General features: G+C 37.9%; 16 protein-coding genes. 2 read left to right on the plus strand and 14 right to left on the minus strand.

Annotation, left to right across the window (positions count from 1 at the left end; genetic code table 11):
* From K6G87_RS19535 to pap, 3 genes are all read right to left on the minus strand, one after another.
* The coding region (locus tag K6G87_RS19535) for a flagellar cap protein FliD N-terminal domain-containing protein (RefSeq protein WP_296841076.1) at window positions 1–530 on the minus strand (530 nt) is incomplete at its 3' end.
* 74 nt (window positions 531–604) lie between these two features.
* Entirely contained in the window at window positions 605–1,096 is a 492-nt protein-coding gene (locus K6G87_RS19540) for a flagellar protein FlaG (protein ID WP_296841078.1), read from the minus strand.
* Between the two features lie 350 nt (window positions 1,097–1,446).
* Complete coding sequence (gene pap / locus K6G87_RS19545; RefSeq protein WP_296841080.1) at window positions 1,447–2,919, minus strand: polyphosphate:AMP phosphotransferase; 1,473 nt, start codon at window positions 2,917–2,919, stop codon at window positions 1,447–1,449.
* A 384-nt stretch (window positions 2,920–3,303) separates the two neighbouring features.
* Here pap and K6G87_RS19550 point away from each other — a divergent pair, with 384 nt between their 5' ends.
* The gene (locus K6G87_RS19550) at window positions 3,304–4,905 is read left to right on the plus strand and encodes a glycosyltransferase (RefSeq protein WP_296841081.1); all 1,602 of its coding nucleotides are present in this window, start codon (window positions 3,304–3,306) and stop codon (window positions 4,903–4,905) included.
* Between the two features lie 147 nt (window positions 4,906–5,052).
* On the opposite strand, the gene K6G87_RS19555 is transcribed toward K6G87_RS19550, so the two are convergent.
* From K6G87_RS19555 to tsaE, 8 genes are all read right to left on the minus strand, one after another.
* Entirely contained in the window at window positions 5,053–5,751 is a 699-nt protein-coding gene (locus K6G87_RS19555; RefSeq protein ID WP_296841083.1) for an RloB family protein, read from the minus strand.
* Window positions 5,751–6,971: an AAA family ATPase gene (locus tag K6G87_RS19560; RefSeq protein WP_296841085.1), complete on the minus strand. Its 1,221-nt coding sequence runs from the start codon at window positions 6,969–6,971 to the stop codon at window positions 5,751–5,753. The genes K6G87_RS19555 and K6G87_RS19560 overlap by 1 nt, the downstream gene beginning before the upstream one ends.
* A 185-nt stretch (window positions 6,972–7,156) precedes the next feature.
* Window positions 7,157–7,864, minus strand: coding sequence for a 2-C-methyl-D-erythritol 4-phosphate cytidylyltransferase (gene ispD, locus K6G87_RS19565; protein ID WP_296841087.1), 708 nt, complete (start codon window positions 7,862–7,864; stop codon window positions 7,157–7,159).
* 25 nt (window positions 7,865–7,889) lie between these two features.
* Window positions 7,890–9,044, minus strand: a complete 1,155-nt coding sequence (gene tsaD / locus K6G87_RS19570; RefSeq protein ID WP_296841089.1) for a tRNA (adenosine(37)-N6)-threonylcarbamoyltransferase complex transferase subunit TsaD — start codon at window positions 9,042–9,044, stop codon at window positions 7,890–7,892.
* 13 nt (window positions 9,045–9,057) lie between these two features.
* A complete protein-coding gene (locus K6G87_RS19575) occupies window positions 9,058–10,122 on the minus strand; it encodes a DUF6715 family protein (RefSeq protein ID WP_296841091.1) in 1,065 nt (354 codons plus the stop codon).
* Between the two features lie 83 nt (window positions 10,123–10,205).
* Window positions 10,206–11,129: a ribonuclease Z gene (locus tag K6G87_RS19580; RefSeq protein ID WP_296841093.1), complete on the minus strand. Its 924-nt coding sequence runs from the start codon at window positions 11,127–11,129 to the stop codon at window positions 10,206–10,208.
* Between the two features lie 126 nt (window positions 11,130–11,255).
* Window positions 11,256–12,548 carry a tRNA (adenosine(37)-N6)-threonylcarbamoyltransferase complex dimerization subunit type 1 TsaB gene (gene tsaB, locus K6G87_RS19585; RefSeq protein WP_296841094.1) on the minus strand — a complete coding sequence of 431 codons (1,293 nt, stop codon included), beginning with the start codon at window positions 12,546–12,548 and terminating at the stop codon, window positions 11,256–11,258.
* 28 nt (window positions 12,549–12,576) lie between these two features.
* Window positions 12,577–13,011, minus strand: a complete 435-nt coding sequence (gene tsaE, locus K6G87_RS19590; protein ID WP_296841096.1) for a tRNA (adenosine(37)-N6)-threonylcarbamoyltransferase complex ATPase subunit type 1 TsaE — start codon at window positions 13,009–13,011, stop codon at window positions 12,577–12,579.
* Between the two features lie 143 nt (window positions 13,012–13,154).
* On the opposite strand from tsaE, the gene K6G87_RS19595 reads away from it, so the two are divergent.
* Entirely contained in the window at window positions 13,155–13,913 is a 759-nt protein-coding gene (locus K6G87_RS19595; RefSeq protein ID WP_296841099.1) for a heparan-alpha-glucosaminide N-acetyltransferase domain-containing protein, read from the plus strand.
* Here the strand turns inward: K6G87_RS19595 and K6G87_RS19600 are convergent.
* The 3 genes from K6G87_RS19600 to K6G87_RS19610 all read right to left on the minus strand — a co-directional run.
* The gene (locus tag K6G87_RS19600) at window positions 13,910–14,149 is read right to left on the minus strand and encodes a hypothetical protein (RefSeq protein ID WP_296841102.1); all 240 of its coding nucleotides are present in this window, start codon (window positions 14,147–14,149) and stop codon (window positions 13,910–13,912) included. The genes K6G87_RS19595 and K6G87_RS19600 overlap by 4 nt on opposite strands.
* Window positions 14,150–14,264: 115 nt before the next feature.
* Window positions 14,265–15,971: a GGDEF domain-containing protein gene (locus tag K6G87_RS19605; protein WP_296841105.1), complete on the minus strand. Its 1,707-nt coding sequence runs from the start codon at window positions 15,969–15,971 to the stop codon at window positions 14,265–14,267.
* Window positions 15,968–16,772 (minus strand): GGDEF domain-containing protein (locus K6G87_RS19610; protein ID WP_296841108.1); only part of this gene is annotated, 805 nt, incomplete at its 5' end. The genes K6G87_RS19610 and K6G87_RS19605, both read right to left, overlap by 4 nt.

The following is a 16,772-nucleotide window of genomic DNA, read 5'->3' on the forward strand; positions in this document are numbered from 1 at the left end:
CCACTTGTTGACGTAGCAGAATTAATCTTGGAAGCAATATCACTCATGGTATCAGTTGATTTTACAGTGATGCTTAAAACATCTGATCCATCTGTTGTTCCACCCATATTGAAAGAAATCGTAGTATCTTCTGTAATACCAAGTTCTGAAGCTGTTGTATCACTTGACGCAAGATCACCATCTGTTGTATAAACTTTATTTCCTGTAAGATAAGAAGCTTTTGCAAGGCTGGTAGAGCTTACTGTCGATGTAGAAAGCATTGCACTATCGCCTGTTATTACAGAAACTGCTGAGCTCGAAGATGTAGAAGTCTTTTTATTATAAGCAGATGAGAAACGCATATCAGATATCTTGCCATTATAAAAAGATACTATATTCTTATTAGTAGTCTTCCATGTATCCTGCTTCCATGATAATCTTGTCTGTCCACTTGTCTGCTTATCTACTCTATCCTGATAAGTTTGTGTAAGAGCAGTTATCAAAGATTCCGTATCAAGGCCGGAATTAAGGCCTGTAATTCTGTTAGTCATAAAACCTCATTCCCGGATGAAGTCCTTTTCATCCATAAAAACCGGGATTGTACTTCTATTTATATATCGGACATTTACTTTCTTTCATCAACCATGATACCTGCAAGTTCCCAAGCTTTTGCAATCATATCAAGAGTCTTGTCCGGTGGAAATTCCTTAACAACTTCCTTGGTCTCTCTGTCTACAATCTTTATTGTTACACGATTAGTCTTTTCGTGGAATCCAAAGACAGCCTCAGTATTAGCTGTCATCTTCTGATTGATATTAGCTATAGCTTTACTGATCTTCTCATTCTTCTTTTCATTCTGTTCATCAGCAACTTCAAGTGCATGTTGAAGCTGTGAAGCACTTCCTTCACTTTGGCTGTCATCAAAGTCATCTTCCTGGCTGTATGCAGCTACATTAGTAGTCTGCTTAACAGTTTCGACTTCCTGAGCAAGCTGATCAGCTGCATTACCTGCTGTATCAACGGTAGCGCTTCCGTCTCTTTCTTTGTGAACAGGCTGAACCTGCTGCATCTGCTGAACCTGCATTATATTGGTCTGTTGTATCGCATTTATTGCCATGATTTATCACCTCCATGTGTGACAGATTACGAGCTGCTCAAAAGCTTCCTTGATAGCAGCTTCACTGGAAACATCCATGTCTCCACTCATAATCTAAAATCTGTAATTAGTGGTACATATATAAACAAGCTTTGAACATAATCTATCAGTTATATGTTCGTGCTTGGTTTTAAGGGTGTAAATGCTTTGGATTTCTGCGTAATCCAAAAAGCCATAAAAGACAGCATAAATAAACACTTTTTGTCTTCTATGGCTTATATCGGTTAAAATCATTAAATGCTTAAATAAAATTATAATAAATTTTTTATGTGATAATTTGTGCACTATAATTTATAAGCTATCGGAGCATTTTATAACCTCTTCTTGATCTGCTCTATCACGATTTTCAGGGCCTTGATCCTTGCATACTTTTTATCAACAGATTCAAGTACATACCAGGGTGCAAAAGTTGTACTTGTCTTTTCGATCATTTCGTCTATGGCAGTCTCATAAAGGTCCCACTTTTCGCGGTTTCTCCAGTCTTCGTCTGTTATCTTCCACTGCTTTTCAGGTGTGTTCTGTCTGTCGGTAAAGCGCTTTAGCTGGGTATCTTTATCGATCTGAACCCAGAACTTAACGATGACTGCACCAAAGTCGTAGAGCTCTTTTTCAAACTCATTTATTTCATTATAAGCTCTCTGCCAGTCATTCTCTGAGCAGAATCCTTCAAGCCTTTCTACCATAACTCTTCCATACCAGGTTCTATCGAAAATAGTGATGTGACCTGTCTTAGGAAGTCTTGTCCAGAATCTCCATAGATAGTGTCTTGCTTTCTCATGAGGTTCAGGGCTTGCTATAGGTTCAACAACGTAGTCTCTTGGATCAAGAGCTTCAGCTATTCGCTTTATATTGCCGCCTTTTCCTGCTGCATCCCAGCCTTCATAAGCTATAATTACAGGGACTTTCTTCCTGTATACTTTATTACAGAGATCCCTTAATTCCTTTTGAAGCTTATCAAGTTCTATGTCATATTCTTCATCTGTAAGAGTCTTATCTTCAAGTGTTATATCAGACAGCTTACTGACTTTTTCCATAGGGAAGGTATTCTGAAGGATCGGAACATTCATCTTCCTGTTGGTAAGAGCAACATCTATTCCCTGATTCAAATATTTTAATACTTCAAGTTCTGCAACCTTTTTGTCTTTAGCATCGATTATGTACCAGGGAGTTCTGGACTCATTGGTGTCATCAAGATACTTTTCAAATACGTCAAGGCATTTATCATAGTTTTTATTTTGCTTTAGATCTTCCTTATCAACTCTCCACTTTGTATCTTTAGAGCTTTCAAGATTTTCAAGACGTTTTTTCTGCTCTTTTTGAGAGATGTGGAAGAAGAATTTGAGCACAAGATATCCATTATCAACGAGCTGGCGCTCGATCACATTGATTGAATGTACCTTCTTTTGATATTCTTCTTCATCAAGCTTTCCTTCTATTACGCTATTTACAATTTCATTCATCCAGCAGGTGTCATAGAATCTGAACTTACCTGCTTCAGGGATCTCCTTGATATATCTGTAAAGGAAGGGATACCTTCTCTCTTCATCACTTGGCTGCCTGTCCATTGTTGCAACCTTAAAAAATCTGGGATCGATATTTCTTATAACCTTGCCTATAAGTGCTCCCTTTCCGGCAGCATTCCAGCCTTCAAATATTACCATGACAGGAAGTCCGGCTTCTTTGATCTTCATCTGCAGGGCAGACAGATGAGCCCGCTCTTCTTTGATCCTTGTTTTAAGTTCTTCATCTTCGGGGTATTCATGCTTGACGAAATCTTTTAACATAGCGTTTTCTCCTATTATTAAGCTATTGACAGCTACAGGTGAGACTATTATACGCAGCATAGATACTTTATTACGAATTATGATATTCGTTTTATAGATTACATGTTTAATTATACATCATTTAAGCTTTTCTAGATATTTATCTATAACTTTTGCCTAATAAATATCAACAAAAGCAAAATTACATTCAAACAAACGTCCCATCTTTGACGAATATGTGTTAAAATATTACTGAATATTTCCAAAATTTTATATATTTTCGAAATTGTTTTTCTATATAATTGATATACTTAAGATCCAAGGGGGTTGGACCTTATAGGTTAATCATTAAAGAAGGTATTTGGTAGCATAAGTTATTGACAGCATCTTAGTGGGGGACAGCGTATGAACGGCATCTCAATTCTTCTTAAATGGCCAAGTGGCAAAACTTTAGATATCGAGGAGTATAGAAATTCTCTTCGTCTTATTTGTGATCTTCCGCAGATTACTGACGTTATTGATCATATCGAAGACGATACTCATCCTGAAAATGATCTTCTCATACTTGATCCGGATATCATTTTAGAGCCTGCGACATTGTTAAGGCTTCAGAAAACTCTGTACTCGTCTTATTTTATAGGGGCAGTACAGCCTCAGACCAATTATGTTATGCGCTCACTAGAGAGTTATCCTTCTAACAAGATTTTCGCCGAATGCGCAGAATATTCAGGTCTTCTTAGCTTTTCAGAAAAAGATAGTCTCTATAATGAACGCTTCTTCCATGATTATTGTGTGCTTATAAGAGGATCTCTTCGCAATAAGCTCTTTGGCACAGCTCTTGGTATATGCACAAAGCTTCGTTCTGGCCTATATCAGGGCGCCGATCTTGCGCTTTCAATTCAGCGTTTTGGCTATACCTGTGTCACTAGTAAGAACTGTTTTTTCTTCAGGGGTAAAAGCTCTTCCTCTAATAATTCTGATTCTCTTAAAAATATAAGGCATGATGAGTGCCTTTTCAGAAAGCTTGGGCGCAAGATAAACAGCGAAAGGCTTACGGTTGCAATACCTACCTGCAATAATTCGTTATCTCTTGAAAAAGTTTTGGACAGCTTAAGCCGTCAGACATGTCCTGACTTTGATGTGGTAATTCAGGATGATCATTCAGATCCTGAAGCAGCTTATATCATTGATCATTATGATATCAGCTTTAAACGCCGTATCTCTTTTTACAAAAATCCTTTCAACGTAGGATCGGATTCTAATATTGGTATGGCGCTTTCTAATGTTAATACCACGCTTGCCTGGATCATATCTGATGAAGATGTGATCAAAAAGGATGCCGTAGAATCGATTTACAAAGCTGCCTTTTCATTCCCTGACAGCGGTATTTTGTACTTCCCTGTAGGCATCGATTATCAGAATCTAAAGCTTCTTCCAATGCAGACTTTCTATTCTCTTAAGCATTTCATAAGCTTTTTTACAGCTATGTCCGCGGAAAGAAATGAATCTATTGGTGATAGTCTTTTATATCTCTCTGATAAGGTGTTTAGGATTCCGCTTCTGTCAAAGGGTATGAAGTCATTTTATAAATACTCATACTCAGAGATTCCTACTACAGCGCTTCTTCTAAAGGGGCTGGATTTTGGTATTCCATGTTCGCTTATTCCAAAGAGCATTATAGCTTCAAGCAGTGAACTAAGCAGAAATCTTAATCTGTACGATATAATTAATAGAATGCGCGTTCTAAGTGATCTTGATCTTACTATTACTTCCAAGCAGCGCTCAGATCTATTTGCAATGATATATACGCACTACAAGAAGGCTATGCAAGAATATCTGTCTGACGATTATAATCCTGACGATCATTATCTTGAGACTATTTTCATATCAATATACAGATATATTCTGCCGGAAACTAATAAACAGATAGTTAATGATGTAATTAAGCTGTGCAAGGCACCTGATATCTCTCAAAGCTTTAAAAGTCAGGCGGATGCAGCTAATTAGGTAAGGACGTCATAAGATTCCTCAACTTCCAAGCAGTGCTCAGATCTATCTGCAATGATCTATACTCATTATAAAAATACTATGCATGAATATCTATCCGATGATTATAATCTGTAAAAAGGGAGCAACTCATTGTTGCTCCCTTTTTCAAGAAAAATTCTTCTGTACATCTTCCGGTAAATACTTTGCTAGCTCTTCGACCAGTTCATATACTTTAGTTCCCGGTGCAATCATTGCAGGTGTCATTCCCTGATGTTCTTTGATTATTCTTTTTGCATATCTTATCGCAAGTTTAGGATTTCCATTTTCAATAAGTATGTCAAATATATTCTCCATATTCTTAGCATACTTACCGAGACCAAGTTCATAAAACTTATTGTTCAAAAATTCGATATATTCAGTTCTATAGTTATTAGAAGTATAATAGGAGAAATGTAGCAAAAACCATAATTCTATACATTCATTACTCCAAGCTACATGATACTTAACTTCTTCATTCTGAGAATTTAATGCTTCTGCTCTTTCCAGGACACCATTGAATCTTTCTGCCGGAAAACTGTCTTTGTCATAGACACACCATATCTGGCCTTTTGTAATTCTATTTTTCTTTACATACTCTTCAGCCTGACCTATAACACGCATGGTTTCAGCACCGCATGGTTCAATCTCTATCAGCACCATATCTTTATATATAGGATTAGATTCAATATACTTTTTAAATCCATTAAAATATTGAGGTTCTGTTTGCTGGCCTTCACAGAAAATATAATACCGGAATTCTTTGCGTTCTAGATACTCTTTCCGTCTCTTCTTTTTCCAAGCCTCCATTCCTGCTTTCTTAGGCATTAGATCACACTCCAATCTATTATTTTCTTTAGATATGGATCTGCCCCGTATTTTCCCTCAAGATACTGTTTATCGTACTTTGCATCCTTTCGCACGGATGTTCCATCTGGATTTTTAAATTCAACTAGTGAATATAGCTTTGAATTCTGCTCATTGCCTTTAGCAACAAACCATATTTCATCTCTTCTAAACACATCGCTATTCATAGTAGATAAATCATGTGATGTAAAAATAAGCTGAGCACCATACTTATTAACTTCAAAATTGTTGTAAAGCATTATGATATGCTTAAGCAGTACAGGGTGTATCTTTGCATCTAATTCATCTATAACAAGCGTTGTTCCTTTGGTTAGGCTATCTGCTATAAATGGCAATAATCCAAATAATTTTTTAGTACCACTTGATTCTTCCTCAAGAGTTATTTCATACACATTCCCATAAACATTATGCTTGGTAAATACTTGAATATCTCCATTTTCTCGCTTCTGCACTGTAAAATCTTCAATATCCAGATCCATTTCATGTATCATATTAAGAATTAGTCCTTTAATATCTGCAGAATTAGCTATTGCAAGCCTAAGCTCCTGCATCGGACTTCCATAATTCAAAAAACGTATTCCATTCTCAAACCAACTAATACAATCATCCACTACTTCATTCTTCCTGTAAGTAATTCCAAGGTATGACAAAAGTGGTAGTGTGTCTGATATATCCTGACTTACTTTCAGTCTTCCAAATCCATCCCCCATTGATATTTTTCCATCTTCTCTTTCAAAAATATCAGTGGTACGATTTGTTTCTACTTTACGCATCGATAGACTTTCATATACTATAGTTTCACCTAATACATGAATAATATATCTATACTCTGCTTTATCCGTAAGAAAAAAAACTTCAAATTCTGTAGGACTATTCTTGCTTTCTTCATCAAAAGCAAAAGGTACTATCTCATAATTTCTGATTCTGAAGCCGTTTTGAGCATCAGCTTCAGCTGCATACAATGGTCGGAGCACTTTAAGTTCCAATGAATGCATTGCTTGTAATACATTAGACTTTCCTCCACCATTTGGTCCATATATAGCAGCAACAGGCAATATACTCTCATTGTTTTGGGCCTTAATAACACGATCTACATGCTCTGATATCGCTGCAGCCTGCATATCAAAAGTCATTTCATCCTTAATACTTTTATAATTCTTAACAGAAAACTGGCTTAACATAAAAAACCTCCAATCTAAAATTAGTATATGCCTTGTTTTGGGTTTTGTAAATGATATATGTGATTTTTTCTCATATATTATATTGTAATCCTCCTTTTGGATCCTTATGATTATATTATCTGTAAAAAGATAGTATAAAACCTCAGGACAATGTCCTGAGGTTTTATAAAATCAAATAATATAATTCATCGGCTTCTAAGTATCTCTTCCGCAATACCTATATCTTCCGGAGTTGTAACTTTAATATTGTTATAAGATCCCTCAACAAGCTTAACTCTTGTATCTGAGAAGGTCTCGACTACCATGGCATCATCAGTAATGTTGATGCCTTTTGCTTTGATCTCTTCCTTCTTATCTTCAAGCATATCGTAAAGCTTTCTGATAAGATCGTATTCAAAGGTCTGAGGTGTCTGGATCATCCAAAGAGTCTTCCTGTCAGGAGTTGATGTTGCAAATCCGCTTTCATCTACTATCTTTATAGTATCCTTTACCGGCATACCTACTACGCAGGCTCTGTTCATCTTTGCTCCATCAATGGAACGCTGCATTATCTCTTCTGTTACAAAAGGTCTTGCGCCGTCATGTATCATCACATAATCGGTATTATCAGATACAGCATGAAGTCCAAGTCTTACTGAATCGTAGCGCTCAGCGCCACCTTCTACTATCCTTGTTACCTTTGAAAATCCGTATCTATCAACAATTTCAGCCTTGCAGTAATCTATATCTCCTGGAGATACGACAAGAACTATTTCATCTGTAAAGCTGTCTTCAAAAGCCTTCAGAGCATAGTATATGAGCGGTCTTTCGCTGATCTCCATATACTGCTTTTTGATATCACTGTGCATCCTTGAGCCGCTTCCGGCTGCAAGAACTATCGCTGCTGTCTTCATAGATGTCCTCTTAATCCACAATATATTACATGCTGCTTCTTCCATGGAATCTTCTCTCCCTGTCACCAAGCGGAAGGTTTGGAACTGCATTAAGATCAAGGCCTGATCTTACGCCCTTGATATATTCATAATAGCCTGCTGCTCCTATCATTGCAGCATTGTCTGTACAAAGTACAGGTGATGGCCTATAGAATTTTATATTATTGTCCTTACATGCATCTTCAAGGCTCTGTCTAAGCGCTGAGTTAGAAGCAACGCCTCCTGCAATTGCAAGCTTATCATAGCCGTACTCCTTGACTGCTCTTATGGCATGTTCTGTTAGTACGTCTACTACGGCCTTCTGGAAGGATGCCGCGAGGTCGTTTTTATTAAACTCTTCTCCCTGCATTGCTTTAATGTTGATGTAGTTAAGAACTGCAGATTTTAGGCCGCTAAAACTGAAGTCATATTCAGCATCTGCAATCTTTGCTGTGGGAAAAGATATTGCGTCAGGATTACCCTCTTTAGCTGCCTTATCAATCTTAGGTCCACCCGGATATCCAAGGCCTATCGCTCTTGCAACCTTGTCAAAAGCTTCTCCTGCTGCATCATCTCTTGTCTGGCCTATAATGTCATATACGCCGTAGTCCTTGACTACAACAAGATGAGAATGTCCTCCTGATACAACAAGACATACGAAAGGAGGTTCAAGATCTTTGTTCTCAATATAATTAGCACTTATGTGCCCTTCAATATGATGTACCCCTACAAGAGGAATTCCTGTAGCAAAGCTAAGCGCTTTAGCTTCAGATACTCCTACAAGAAGTGCACCTACCAGACCAGGGCCATATGTAACTGCAATTGCATCAATATCTTTTAACTCAAGATCTGCCTGAGACAAAGCCTCTCGCACGCAGTAATTAACCTTCTCAACATGCTTCCTTGAAGCTATCTCAGGAACAACACCGCCGTATACAGTATGAAGCGCGATCTGAGAAGAAATTATATTGGAAAGGACCTCTCTTCCATCTCTCACAACAGCCGCTGCAGTCTCATCACAGCTACTTTCTATAGCGAGTATAGTCACATGCTCCTTGCCATTATCGCCAGCGGCTTCTTTATTTGATGATGCAGCTTTCTCATCATCCTTTATTGACATCATTATGACGCCATCATCTTCTGTTTTCTTATCAATTATCATTACAATACTTTCCTTACTCTTCTTCCGTGATCTCCCAGCCGTAGATCTTCCATCTTCCCTGTGTATCTTTGGTCAGTATGAACTGGTATGTGAGAACCTGTCGCTCACTTGTCCCTCTCATAGAGAAGAGGCAATTGCCTGAAGCGCAGTAATCGTCACCTATATATTTATATTTAAAATCATCTCCGTCATCAACCACATATGCAGCAACTACAACTCCTGCATCCTTCTTAGTCGCAACCTCTGCTTTTAGCTGGGCATCAACATCTGTCTGATTTGCAAGAAGATCTTCATCATACAGATATGCTCTTGCAGCGCTCATCTTTGCAAATTCAGAGTCGCTGTAGCTCTCATTATAGAGCGCAGTTGTTATATATGCAAAATATTCAACTACATCTTCAGGATCAGCAGGATAGTCGTTTTCAAGATTTCTGTTACATATTGCTGTGACAGGGTCTGTGGTCTCATCCTCAAGTGTTATTTCCCATCCAAGTATCTTCCAGTTTTTGCCAGACTCAGTATCTTTTCTCATAGTAAAAAGATAATTGTAGGTATCTGCAACGCTGTCCTGTCTCATAACAAACTGGCAGTTGATCTTGGCATACTGATGGGTATCTCCATCAAGGGTATATATATCACTATTTGCATCAAACTCATCAACAAAATAGTTTGATATAGTTATTGAATTATCCTTCTTGTTCTTGGCTTCAGCTTTCATGGAGTCAAGGTACTGATCCATGGTTCCTTGTGCCTCCTGGAGTTCAGAGTCCATAAGCTGGTATCTTTTGGTGCAGAGCTTTTCAAGCTCTTTATCACTGTATTCTTCATTGTATATAGCCTTTGTGATCCTGGCAAACAAAGTTACGACGCCGTCTACTGTACCCGGATAAGAATTATCCAGATTCATGGTCGCAAGCGTCTGCACTTCGCTAAGTGTTCCGATCTTTTCCTCAGGCCTTGTTGTAAGTACCGATGTAAATCTTGTAAGTATAGCCCAAGCTACCAGTACTCCCAAAGCAAGCATTATTATGCCCTGAACAATACGATTATTCCAAAAACTTTTACCATCTTTAGACATTAGATCCTCCTTTCATGGATGACCAATATCAGGAACCCTTGCAAGATGCATTTATTGCATCATAAATCAGCACATCTATCTACTTACTCTTCCGGAAACATAAGAGTTATCATTCTTCCATCTTTAGCAGCAACAGTGTTTTTGAATATCTTTTTGGTGTCGCTCAAATAATCTTTCGGATTATTAAGAGACGGACTGTAGTGTGTCAGCCACATTTCTTTGACAGCAGCTTTTTTAGCCATATCTGCAGCTTCATAGAAGGTCATATGCTTCTTTTCCCTTGCCTTTTGAAGCTTATCAGGCTCTCCGTACATTCCTTCGCATATGAAAAGGTCTGCGTCCTTGGCATGCTGTACTATGCCGTCTGTAGGTCTTGAATCAGTAACATAGGTAAAGTGAATACCTGTTCTAGCTTTACCCATTACCATATCGGGAGTAAAGCTTCTGCCATCCTCAGCTTCTATAGTTTCGCCGTTTTGGAGCCTGCTCCAGTAACATTTTGGAATTTCAAGAGCATTGGCATTGTCTACATTAAAGCGACCTTTACGAGAGAGTCTGAAATCATATCCGTAGCACATGACATTGTGATTTACTTTAAATGCAGTAATTTCAAAATCGGGCATTCCATCTAATGTAAGAGTCTCTTCTGCAGATGATAATTCATGGAATATTATCTGAAAAGGGAGTTCCGGTGCTATAACTCTAAGACTGTTTACTACCTTCTCAAGTCCTTTTGGTCCTACCATTATAAGTGGTTCCTTGCGCTCTGCATTACCCATTGTAAGGAGCATTCCTGGAAGTCCGGAAATATGGTCAGCGTGATAATGTGTAAAGCATATCATACTGATGGGGTTAGGGCTCCAGCCTGCTTTCCTTAAAGCCATCTGGGTTCCCTCTCCGCAGTCCACAAGTATACTGTATCCGTTATAACGCACCATAAGGGACGTGAGATATCTGTATGGAAGAGGCATCATTCCGCCTGTTCCAAGGAGACATAAATCTATCATAATTAACCTCAATATGAATCTTTAAATCTTGATACTAAATTTCAGATCTCTAATCCTGAATTTCTAATTCCTGATCTTCAATCCTGAATTTCAGATCTTTAATCCTGAATTACTAATTCCTGATCCTTAATTCTCGTTTTCACTTTTCTTTCTAAGCCAGTAAATCTCCGCATCATCCTTTGGATTATCATAAAATCCCGGTCTTGTGCCATCTGACTTAAAGCCAAGCTTTTCATAAAGCTTTCTTGCTGCTGTATTCTGGCTGCGGACTTCCATTGTATAGTTGTCTATACCGATGCCTCTTCCTCTTTCAAGGAGCTGGCGCATCATCTTGTAGCCTACGCCTTCACCTCTCATATCTTTAGAAACCGATACATTGGTTATCTCGCCATCGCCCTGTATATTCTGAACTCCGCAAAGGCCTATTATGCGGTCTTTCTTCTCAGCGACAAGATATATAGTATCATCTCTTGTACTTGCTGTAAGAAGCTGATCAAGTGTCCATGCCTCTGTACCAAGGTTCTCCTTTTCAAGAGCTGCTGCCATATCAATATCTTCGGCCTTCATAAGCCTTATAAATACGCGCTCTTTGACCTTTGGAATCTTCATTCCAAAGCTTCCTCCATCACTCTCTTCTCGTCTGCCTTGTTCTGACGCACTATCTTTTGAAAGTGATGAAGAATCTCCCTCACTTTCTTTCTTAAGTGAAGTTCTCTCAGCCTGGGATACTCTTAAATACTCTGGGGCAAAAGAGTCTGCGTCTGTTGTCTTACCTTCACGCATATACTGGGCAGCTACAGCGCAAAGTGCTGCTGCATTCTGCCTGTCCTGTGATACTGAAGCTACGCTGAAAGGCACTTTTAGCTTTTTTTCCAAAGCATCAAGATATACAGGCACTCCGTCTCCAAGTATGGTTACGGGCTTACCCTGTTCATTCAGGTAACCTGCTATTTCATCAATCGAAGCGCACTTTTGATCAAGTATTGTCTTCATTGAATATTTATATAAAGAGGTATCTTCATTCTTTTCAGGAACAAATGTGTATACTCCTGTATATACCTGTGACCTTCTAGCATCCATCATAGGGCATATAAGGCGCTCAACTCCGTATAAGTTGTAAGCCATGGCGTCCATGGTCGGAACTGCTATGAGCGGTACTCCAAGTGCAAGGCACAGACCTTTAGCTGTTGCTGTTCCTATCCTAAGTCCTGTAAATGATCCGGGACCGGCTGCAAGAGCTATAGCGTCTATGGTCTTTAGATCAAGATTTGTAAGCTCTTTGATCTTCTCAAGCATGGGCATGAGAATCTGAGAATGTGTTGTTTTGTACTGTATCGAGAATGAAGCTACAAGGCGGTCATCTTCACTTAATGCAACCGTAGCTGTCAGTCCCGAAGTATCTATTGCTAAAATCTTCAAGGCATGATCCTTTCGTAAATAATATGCTTTATATCTGAGTCATACTTATAAGTCTGTAATCAAGACCCTTGGACAGGTCCTTTTCAATACGTATCTCTGTATAATGTTCAGGCAATATCTCTTCTACAAGATTAGCCCATTCAACAAGGCTTACACCGTTTCCATAGAAGCAGTCCTCGTATCCTATTTCATCCATCTCTGAAACATCACCAATACGATACACATCAAAATGATAGAAGGGAATCCTTCCATCCTCGTAAACCTGAAGTATGGTAAATGTCGGGCTGTTAACAGGGCCTTCGATTCCAAGTCCCTTTGCAACTCCCTGGGTGAAAACCGTCTTACCAACGCCAAGGTCACCTATAAGAGTATATACTTGTCCTGGCTGGGCGTTTTCACCTATTCTTTTTCCAAATTCGAATGTTTCCTCAAAGGAATTAGTTTCTATCCTGGTAGTATTCATATTCATCCTTATATTTCGGCATATTTCAAGCCTAAACCATCTATAAGTAACAGTTATTCATTCTGATATATCTAAAATCAAAATCTTTACTTTTATTGTAGTTTTCTTTAGCTTTTTAAGTCAAGTTGCGTTATCATGTACCTATGGGTAAAAGATTACACACGATTGATTCAATAAGGGGACTGACTCTTATAAGCATGATGCTCTATCATCTTTGCTGGGATCTTGTATATATTGCAGGAATCCGGCTTGATTTTTATACCTCAACCCCGGGCTATATATGGCAGCAAAGTATCTGCTGGTCATTCATCCTTATATCAGGCTTTTGTGTTGCAATCTCCAATCATCCTATTAATAGAGGTCTTATTGTCTTTTTGTGTGGTCTTATTATCACCATAGTTACCAGTATATTCCTTCCGGAAGATATAGTAATATTCGGAGTTCTGACCCTGCACGGAAGTGCCATGATAATAACAGGGCTTCTCCTTCCTCTTCTTGAACAGATACATCCGGCGCTATTTCTGACCTTGTCTGCTTTTCTATTTACTATTACAAGACATATTTCAGAGGGATACATTGGTTTTCCGCATGCTAATGTAATAACACTTTCAAGGTCTTTATATGCCAACTATTTTACCACTTATCTTGGCTTTCCTTTTAAGAGCTTTTATTCTACGGACTATTTTGCCATTATTCCATGGATATTCCTGTTCTGGTGCGGCTTTGCTTTATGCCGTCTTTTAAAGATACCTAAAAAAGGAACGCTTCTTCTAAAGCGTCCCTTCTATATACGTATCCCTGGTATTTCATTTATTGGCAAGCATTCTCTTATTATATATATGCTCCACCAGCCGGTACTCTACGCTCTTGTGATGCTCTTCGTACCAGGTGCTGTCAATTAATCCTCGTAGATAAAAGAGTCAAATGAGATCTTGGTCTCATCGCATACTCTTGCAAAGATGTTAACGCTGCGGTTCATAACGTGTGTGATCTTGTCATCATCAGCTGTTACGATAAGAGCTGTGCGATCATCTGCAAATTCAGCTTCGCCAAATCCTGTGATCTTCTGCATCTCTTCCATAGCCTTAGCAGCCTGCTCTTCTGTTACTTTCTTTGATAAGTTATATTTTCTCTTCATTTGAAAACCTCTTTTCTTTAGAATTTATCGGGATCAGGTGCCAAAAGTGTCTTTGGACACCTATGACATACACTTTATATTCGCTACAAAATTATAACTGTTTATGTCAAATATCTCAAGTCATAAGCTCTTTTCTTTCTCCAATTCGTTTACTGTTATGCATATGCCTTTTGACATCATACATGCGCTTATCCGCAACAAGATACACATTCTGCGGATCCCACTGATCTTTTGGGTCAAGTTCTGATCTATATGCATAGCCTGCTGCCACGCTTCTTGTATATGTAGTGTCTGTTACATTAATAGCACTGATCTTATTGGTCATCTCAAATATATAATTTTCCGTATCGACTGCGCTGGTATTTTCAAGAACTATGACAAATTCATCTCCGCCTATCCTTGCCATAAAAGTATCTTTAGGGAATGTCTCTTCCATGATCTTTGCAAAATTCTTTATATAAGAATCCCCAAATGTATGTCCCAGTCTGTCATTAACATCCTTTAGCCCATTAAGATCCAGTGATATCACGCAGTAATCAGTATCCGAATTCTTCAATTCATTCATCTTCTTGGTCCACATGGATCTGTTAGGAAGATTAGTAAGTCCATCTGCATAAGCAAGGTGTATCAGCGATTGATTCTCCTGCCTTTGAGCATACATTTCTGTTACGTACAAAAAGTAGTTAAGAAGATATAAATATACATACATCATAACGCCCAAAGGAAGTATATTATTAGTCAGCGTATTTGCCAGAAGAATCTCTTTATTTTTTAATATATGGAATACAAGATGTATCATTATAGATACTCCAAACAGGAAAAGCCCAAGTTCCTGGGTCATTGCCGACTTTGGAAGTTCCTGCTTTTTAAGGTCATCCATCATTATTATTATGATCATCAAAAAAGTGATAATAGATATCACATGGAAAAAGGTTACTGCTCTGTTCATATGAACTATATTTATATAATGAAATACTATAAGAGTTAAGATTATAGTACTAAGAGCAGATGCGATGATCCTATATATTTTATTGGTATAATGTCTTCCAATTGCTCCAAATATAAGTAAAGACATAGGTACCAGCAAATACAAAGCTGTAAATTCAAAAACTGTAATATACGTAGCATCAAGTATAAGCTGAAATATTCCATAATAACCAGCCATCCATACACCAAGGACAATAAAAAGAATGGATGTAAATAACTGGCTTAGTATATTTGGAACTGCAGAATAAAACATAAGAGTAATAAAAGTAAAGCTTATTCCAAATACGATAAGAAAGCATGAACACGCCATAGGGAAAAGCCTTTTTCGGATATAACCCATATGTATGTCATGATATGATCCAAAGAGCGGTGCTTCAAAATGACTGAAAGCATTTTCTTCTGCAATATATAGCTTAATTTCTATCCTGTTATTATCAAGAACAAATGGAACTGGAATGAAATTATAACAAGAACCTATATATTTATGCTCATTATACCTGTCCACCCACCTCGAATATATGATTTCTCCGTTACCTATAACTTCAATAGCACTATAGGTTGTTTTGAGTAAAAGAGTAGGAACATTAATAGACCTGTCAGCAGGAAGTTCGCAAGATAAGGTTATCTCATCACGTTCATGCAAACTTTTTACGATACTTGATATATCCTCTGACGTAGCATCTTCAATATGAACATCATCAGTATCAACAGTCCAAGACGTCTCAAGCGCAGTCATCTCTCCTTCTGCCTTAAAAGGAAGGATATAACCTATACTAAGGGTTATAAGCACAAATGTAAATATACTTAATAATATGAAAAAAATTCTTTTGTTCATAAGCTATTCCTTTCCTTATGATGAATTTTCTTCATCTCATACATGTTCTTATCAGCTTCCATATATATGTCTCTTGGATTTATGCTTCCGCCAAATTCGCACACAGCAAATCCATAGGAAAAAGAAAGTTCGTATTGTCTATTTGCCATGGCATTACGCTTCTTTACTTCTTCCACAAGTCTTATCATTGCGTTTTGGCACATTTCTTCAGATCCTTTTTTGTATATAGCTATAAACTCATCTCCTCCCATTCTTCCAAGCAGATCAGCATCCTTCAATGAGGCTTTTAAGGCATCTGAAAACTCTTTAAGAAGGTTATCACCCATGTAATGACCAAGCGTATCATTAACTGTCTTTAATTTATCAACGTCTATACTTATTATTGAATAGCCATCTTTATTTTTTTTCTTAAGAGAAGCAATCTCAAGCTCACATCTTGCTCTGTTACTTAGACCTGTAAGATCGTCGTTATAAGCAATGCCCTCAAGTCTGTGCTTTTGCTTTTCAACATTTATATGCTCTATAGAGAAGAAGAAATAATTAAGAAGAATTGATAAGACAAAGCATAAGGATCCTATTATAAAGAAGGTTATGTTTTTATCCATTTCTATGTTATAACCTATCTGCCTTTTATAAATGTAAAGAATAAGGTCTATAAATACGCATACCAAAAAGATAAGAACGCCTATAAGGAAAACAATTGATGAAATAAGGCTTTGCCTGCTTGATTCGGCCGACATGATATCATCTTTATTTCTTCTGATCCTCACGATGCTGACAACTATACGCGCTATAAACAGG

The organism is Butyrivibrio sp. (assembly GCF_024699075.1).

Bases quoted from the DNA above. Each gene is read 5' to 3' on its own strand.
- pap (WP_296841080.1), bottom strand. From the start codon at position 2,919: ATGTTAAAAGATTTCGTCAAGCATGAATACCCCGAAGATGAAGAACTT.
- K6G87_RS19605 (WP_296841105.1), bottom strand. From the start codon at position 15,971: ATGAACAAAAGAATTTTTTTCATATTATTAAGTATATTTACATTTGTG.
- K6G87_RS19580 (WP_296841093.1), bottom strand. From the start codon at position 11,129: ATGATAGATTTATGTCTCCTTGGAACAGGCGGAATGATGCCTCTTCCA.
- K6G87_RS19560 (WP_296841085.1), bottom strand. From the start codon at position 6,971: ATGTTAAGCCAGTTTTCTGTTAAGAATTATAAAAGTATTAAGGATGAA.
- K6G87_RS19595 (WP_296841099.1), top strand. From the start codon at position 13,155: ATGGGTAAAAGATTACACACGATTGATTCAATAAGGGGACTGACTCTT.
- K6G87_RS19575 (WP_296841091.1), bottom strand. From the start codon at position 10,122: ATGTCTAAAGATGGTAAAAGTTTTTGGAATAATCGTATTGTTCAGGGC.
- tsaD (WP_296841089.1), bottom strand. From the start codon at position 9,044: ATGATAATTGATAAGAAAACAGAAGATGATGGCGTCATAATGATGTCA.
- K6G87_RS19550 (WP_296841081.1), top strand. From the start codon at position 3,304: ATGAACGGCATCTCAATTCTTCTTAAATGGCCAAGTGGCAAAACTTTA.
- K6G87_RS19540 (WP_296841078.1), bottom strand. From the start codon at position 1,096: ATGGCAATAAATGCGATACAACAGACCAATATAATGCAGGTTCAGCAG.
- K6G87_RS19555 (WP_296841083.1), bottom strand. From the start codon at position 5,751: ATGCCTAAGAAAGCAGGAATGGAGGCTTGGAAAAAGAAGAGACGGAAA.
- tsaE (WP_296841096.1), bottom strand. From the start codon at position 13,011: ATGAATACTACCAGGATAGAAACTAATTCCTTTGAGGAAACATTCGAA.
- K6G87_RS19600 (WP_296841102.1), bottom strand. From the start codon at position 14,149: ATGAAGAGAAAATATAACTTATCAAAGAAAGTAACAGAAGAGCAGGCT.
- ispD (WP_296841087.1), bottom strand. From the start codon at position 7,864: ATGAAGACAGCAGCGATAGTTCTTGCAGCCGGAAGCGGCTCAAGGATG.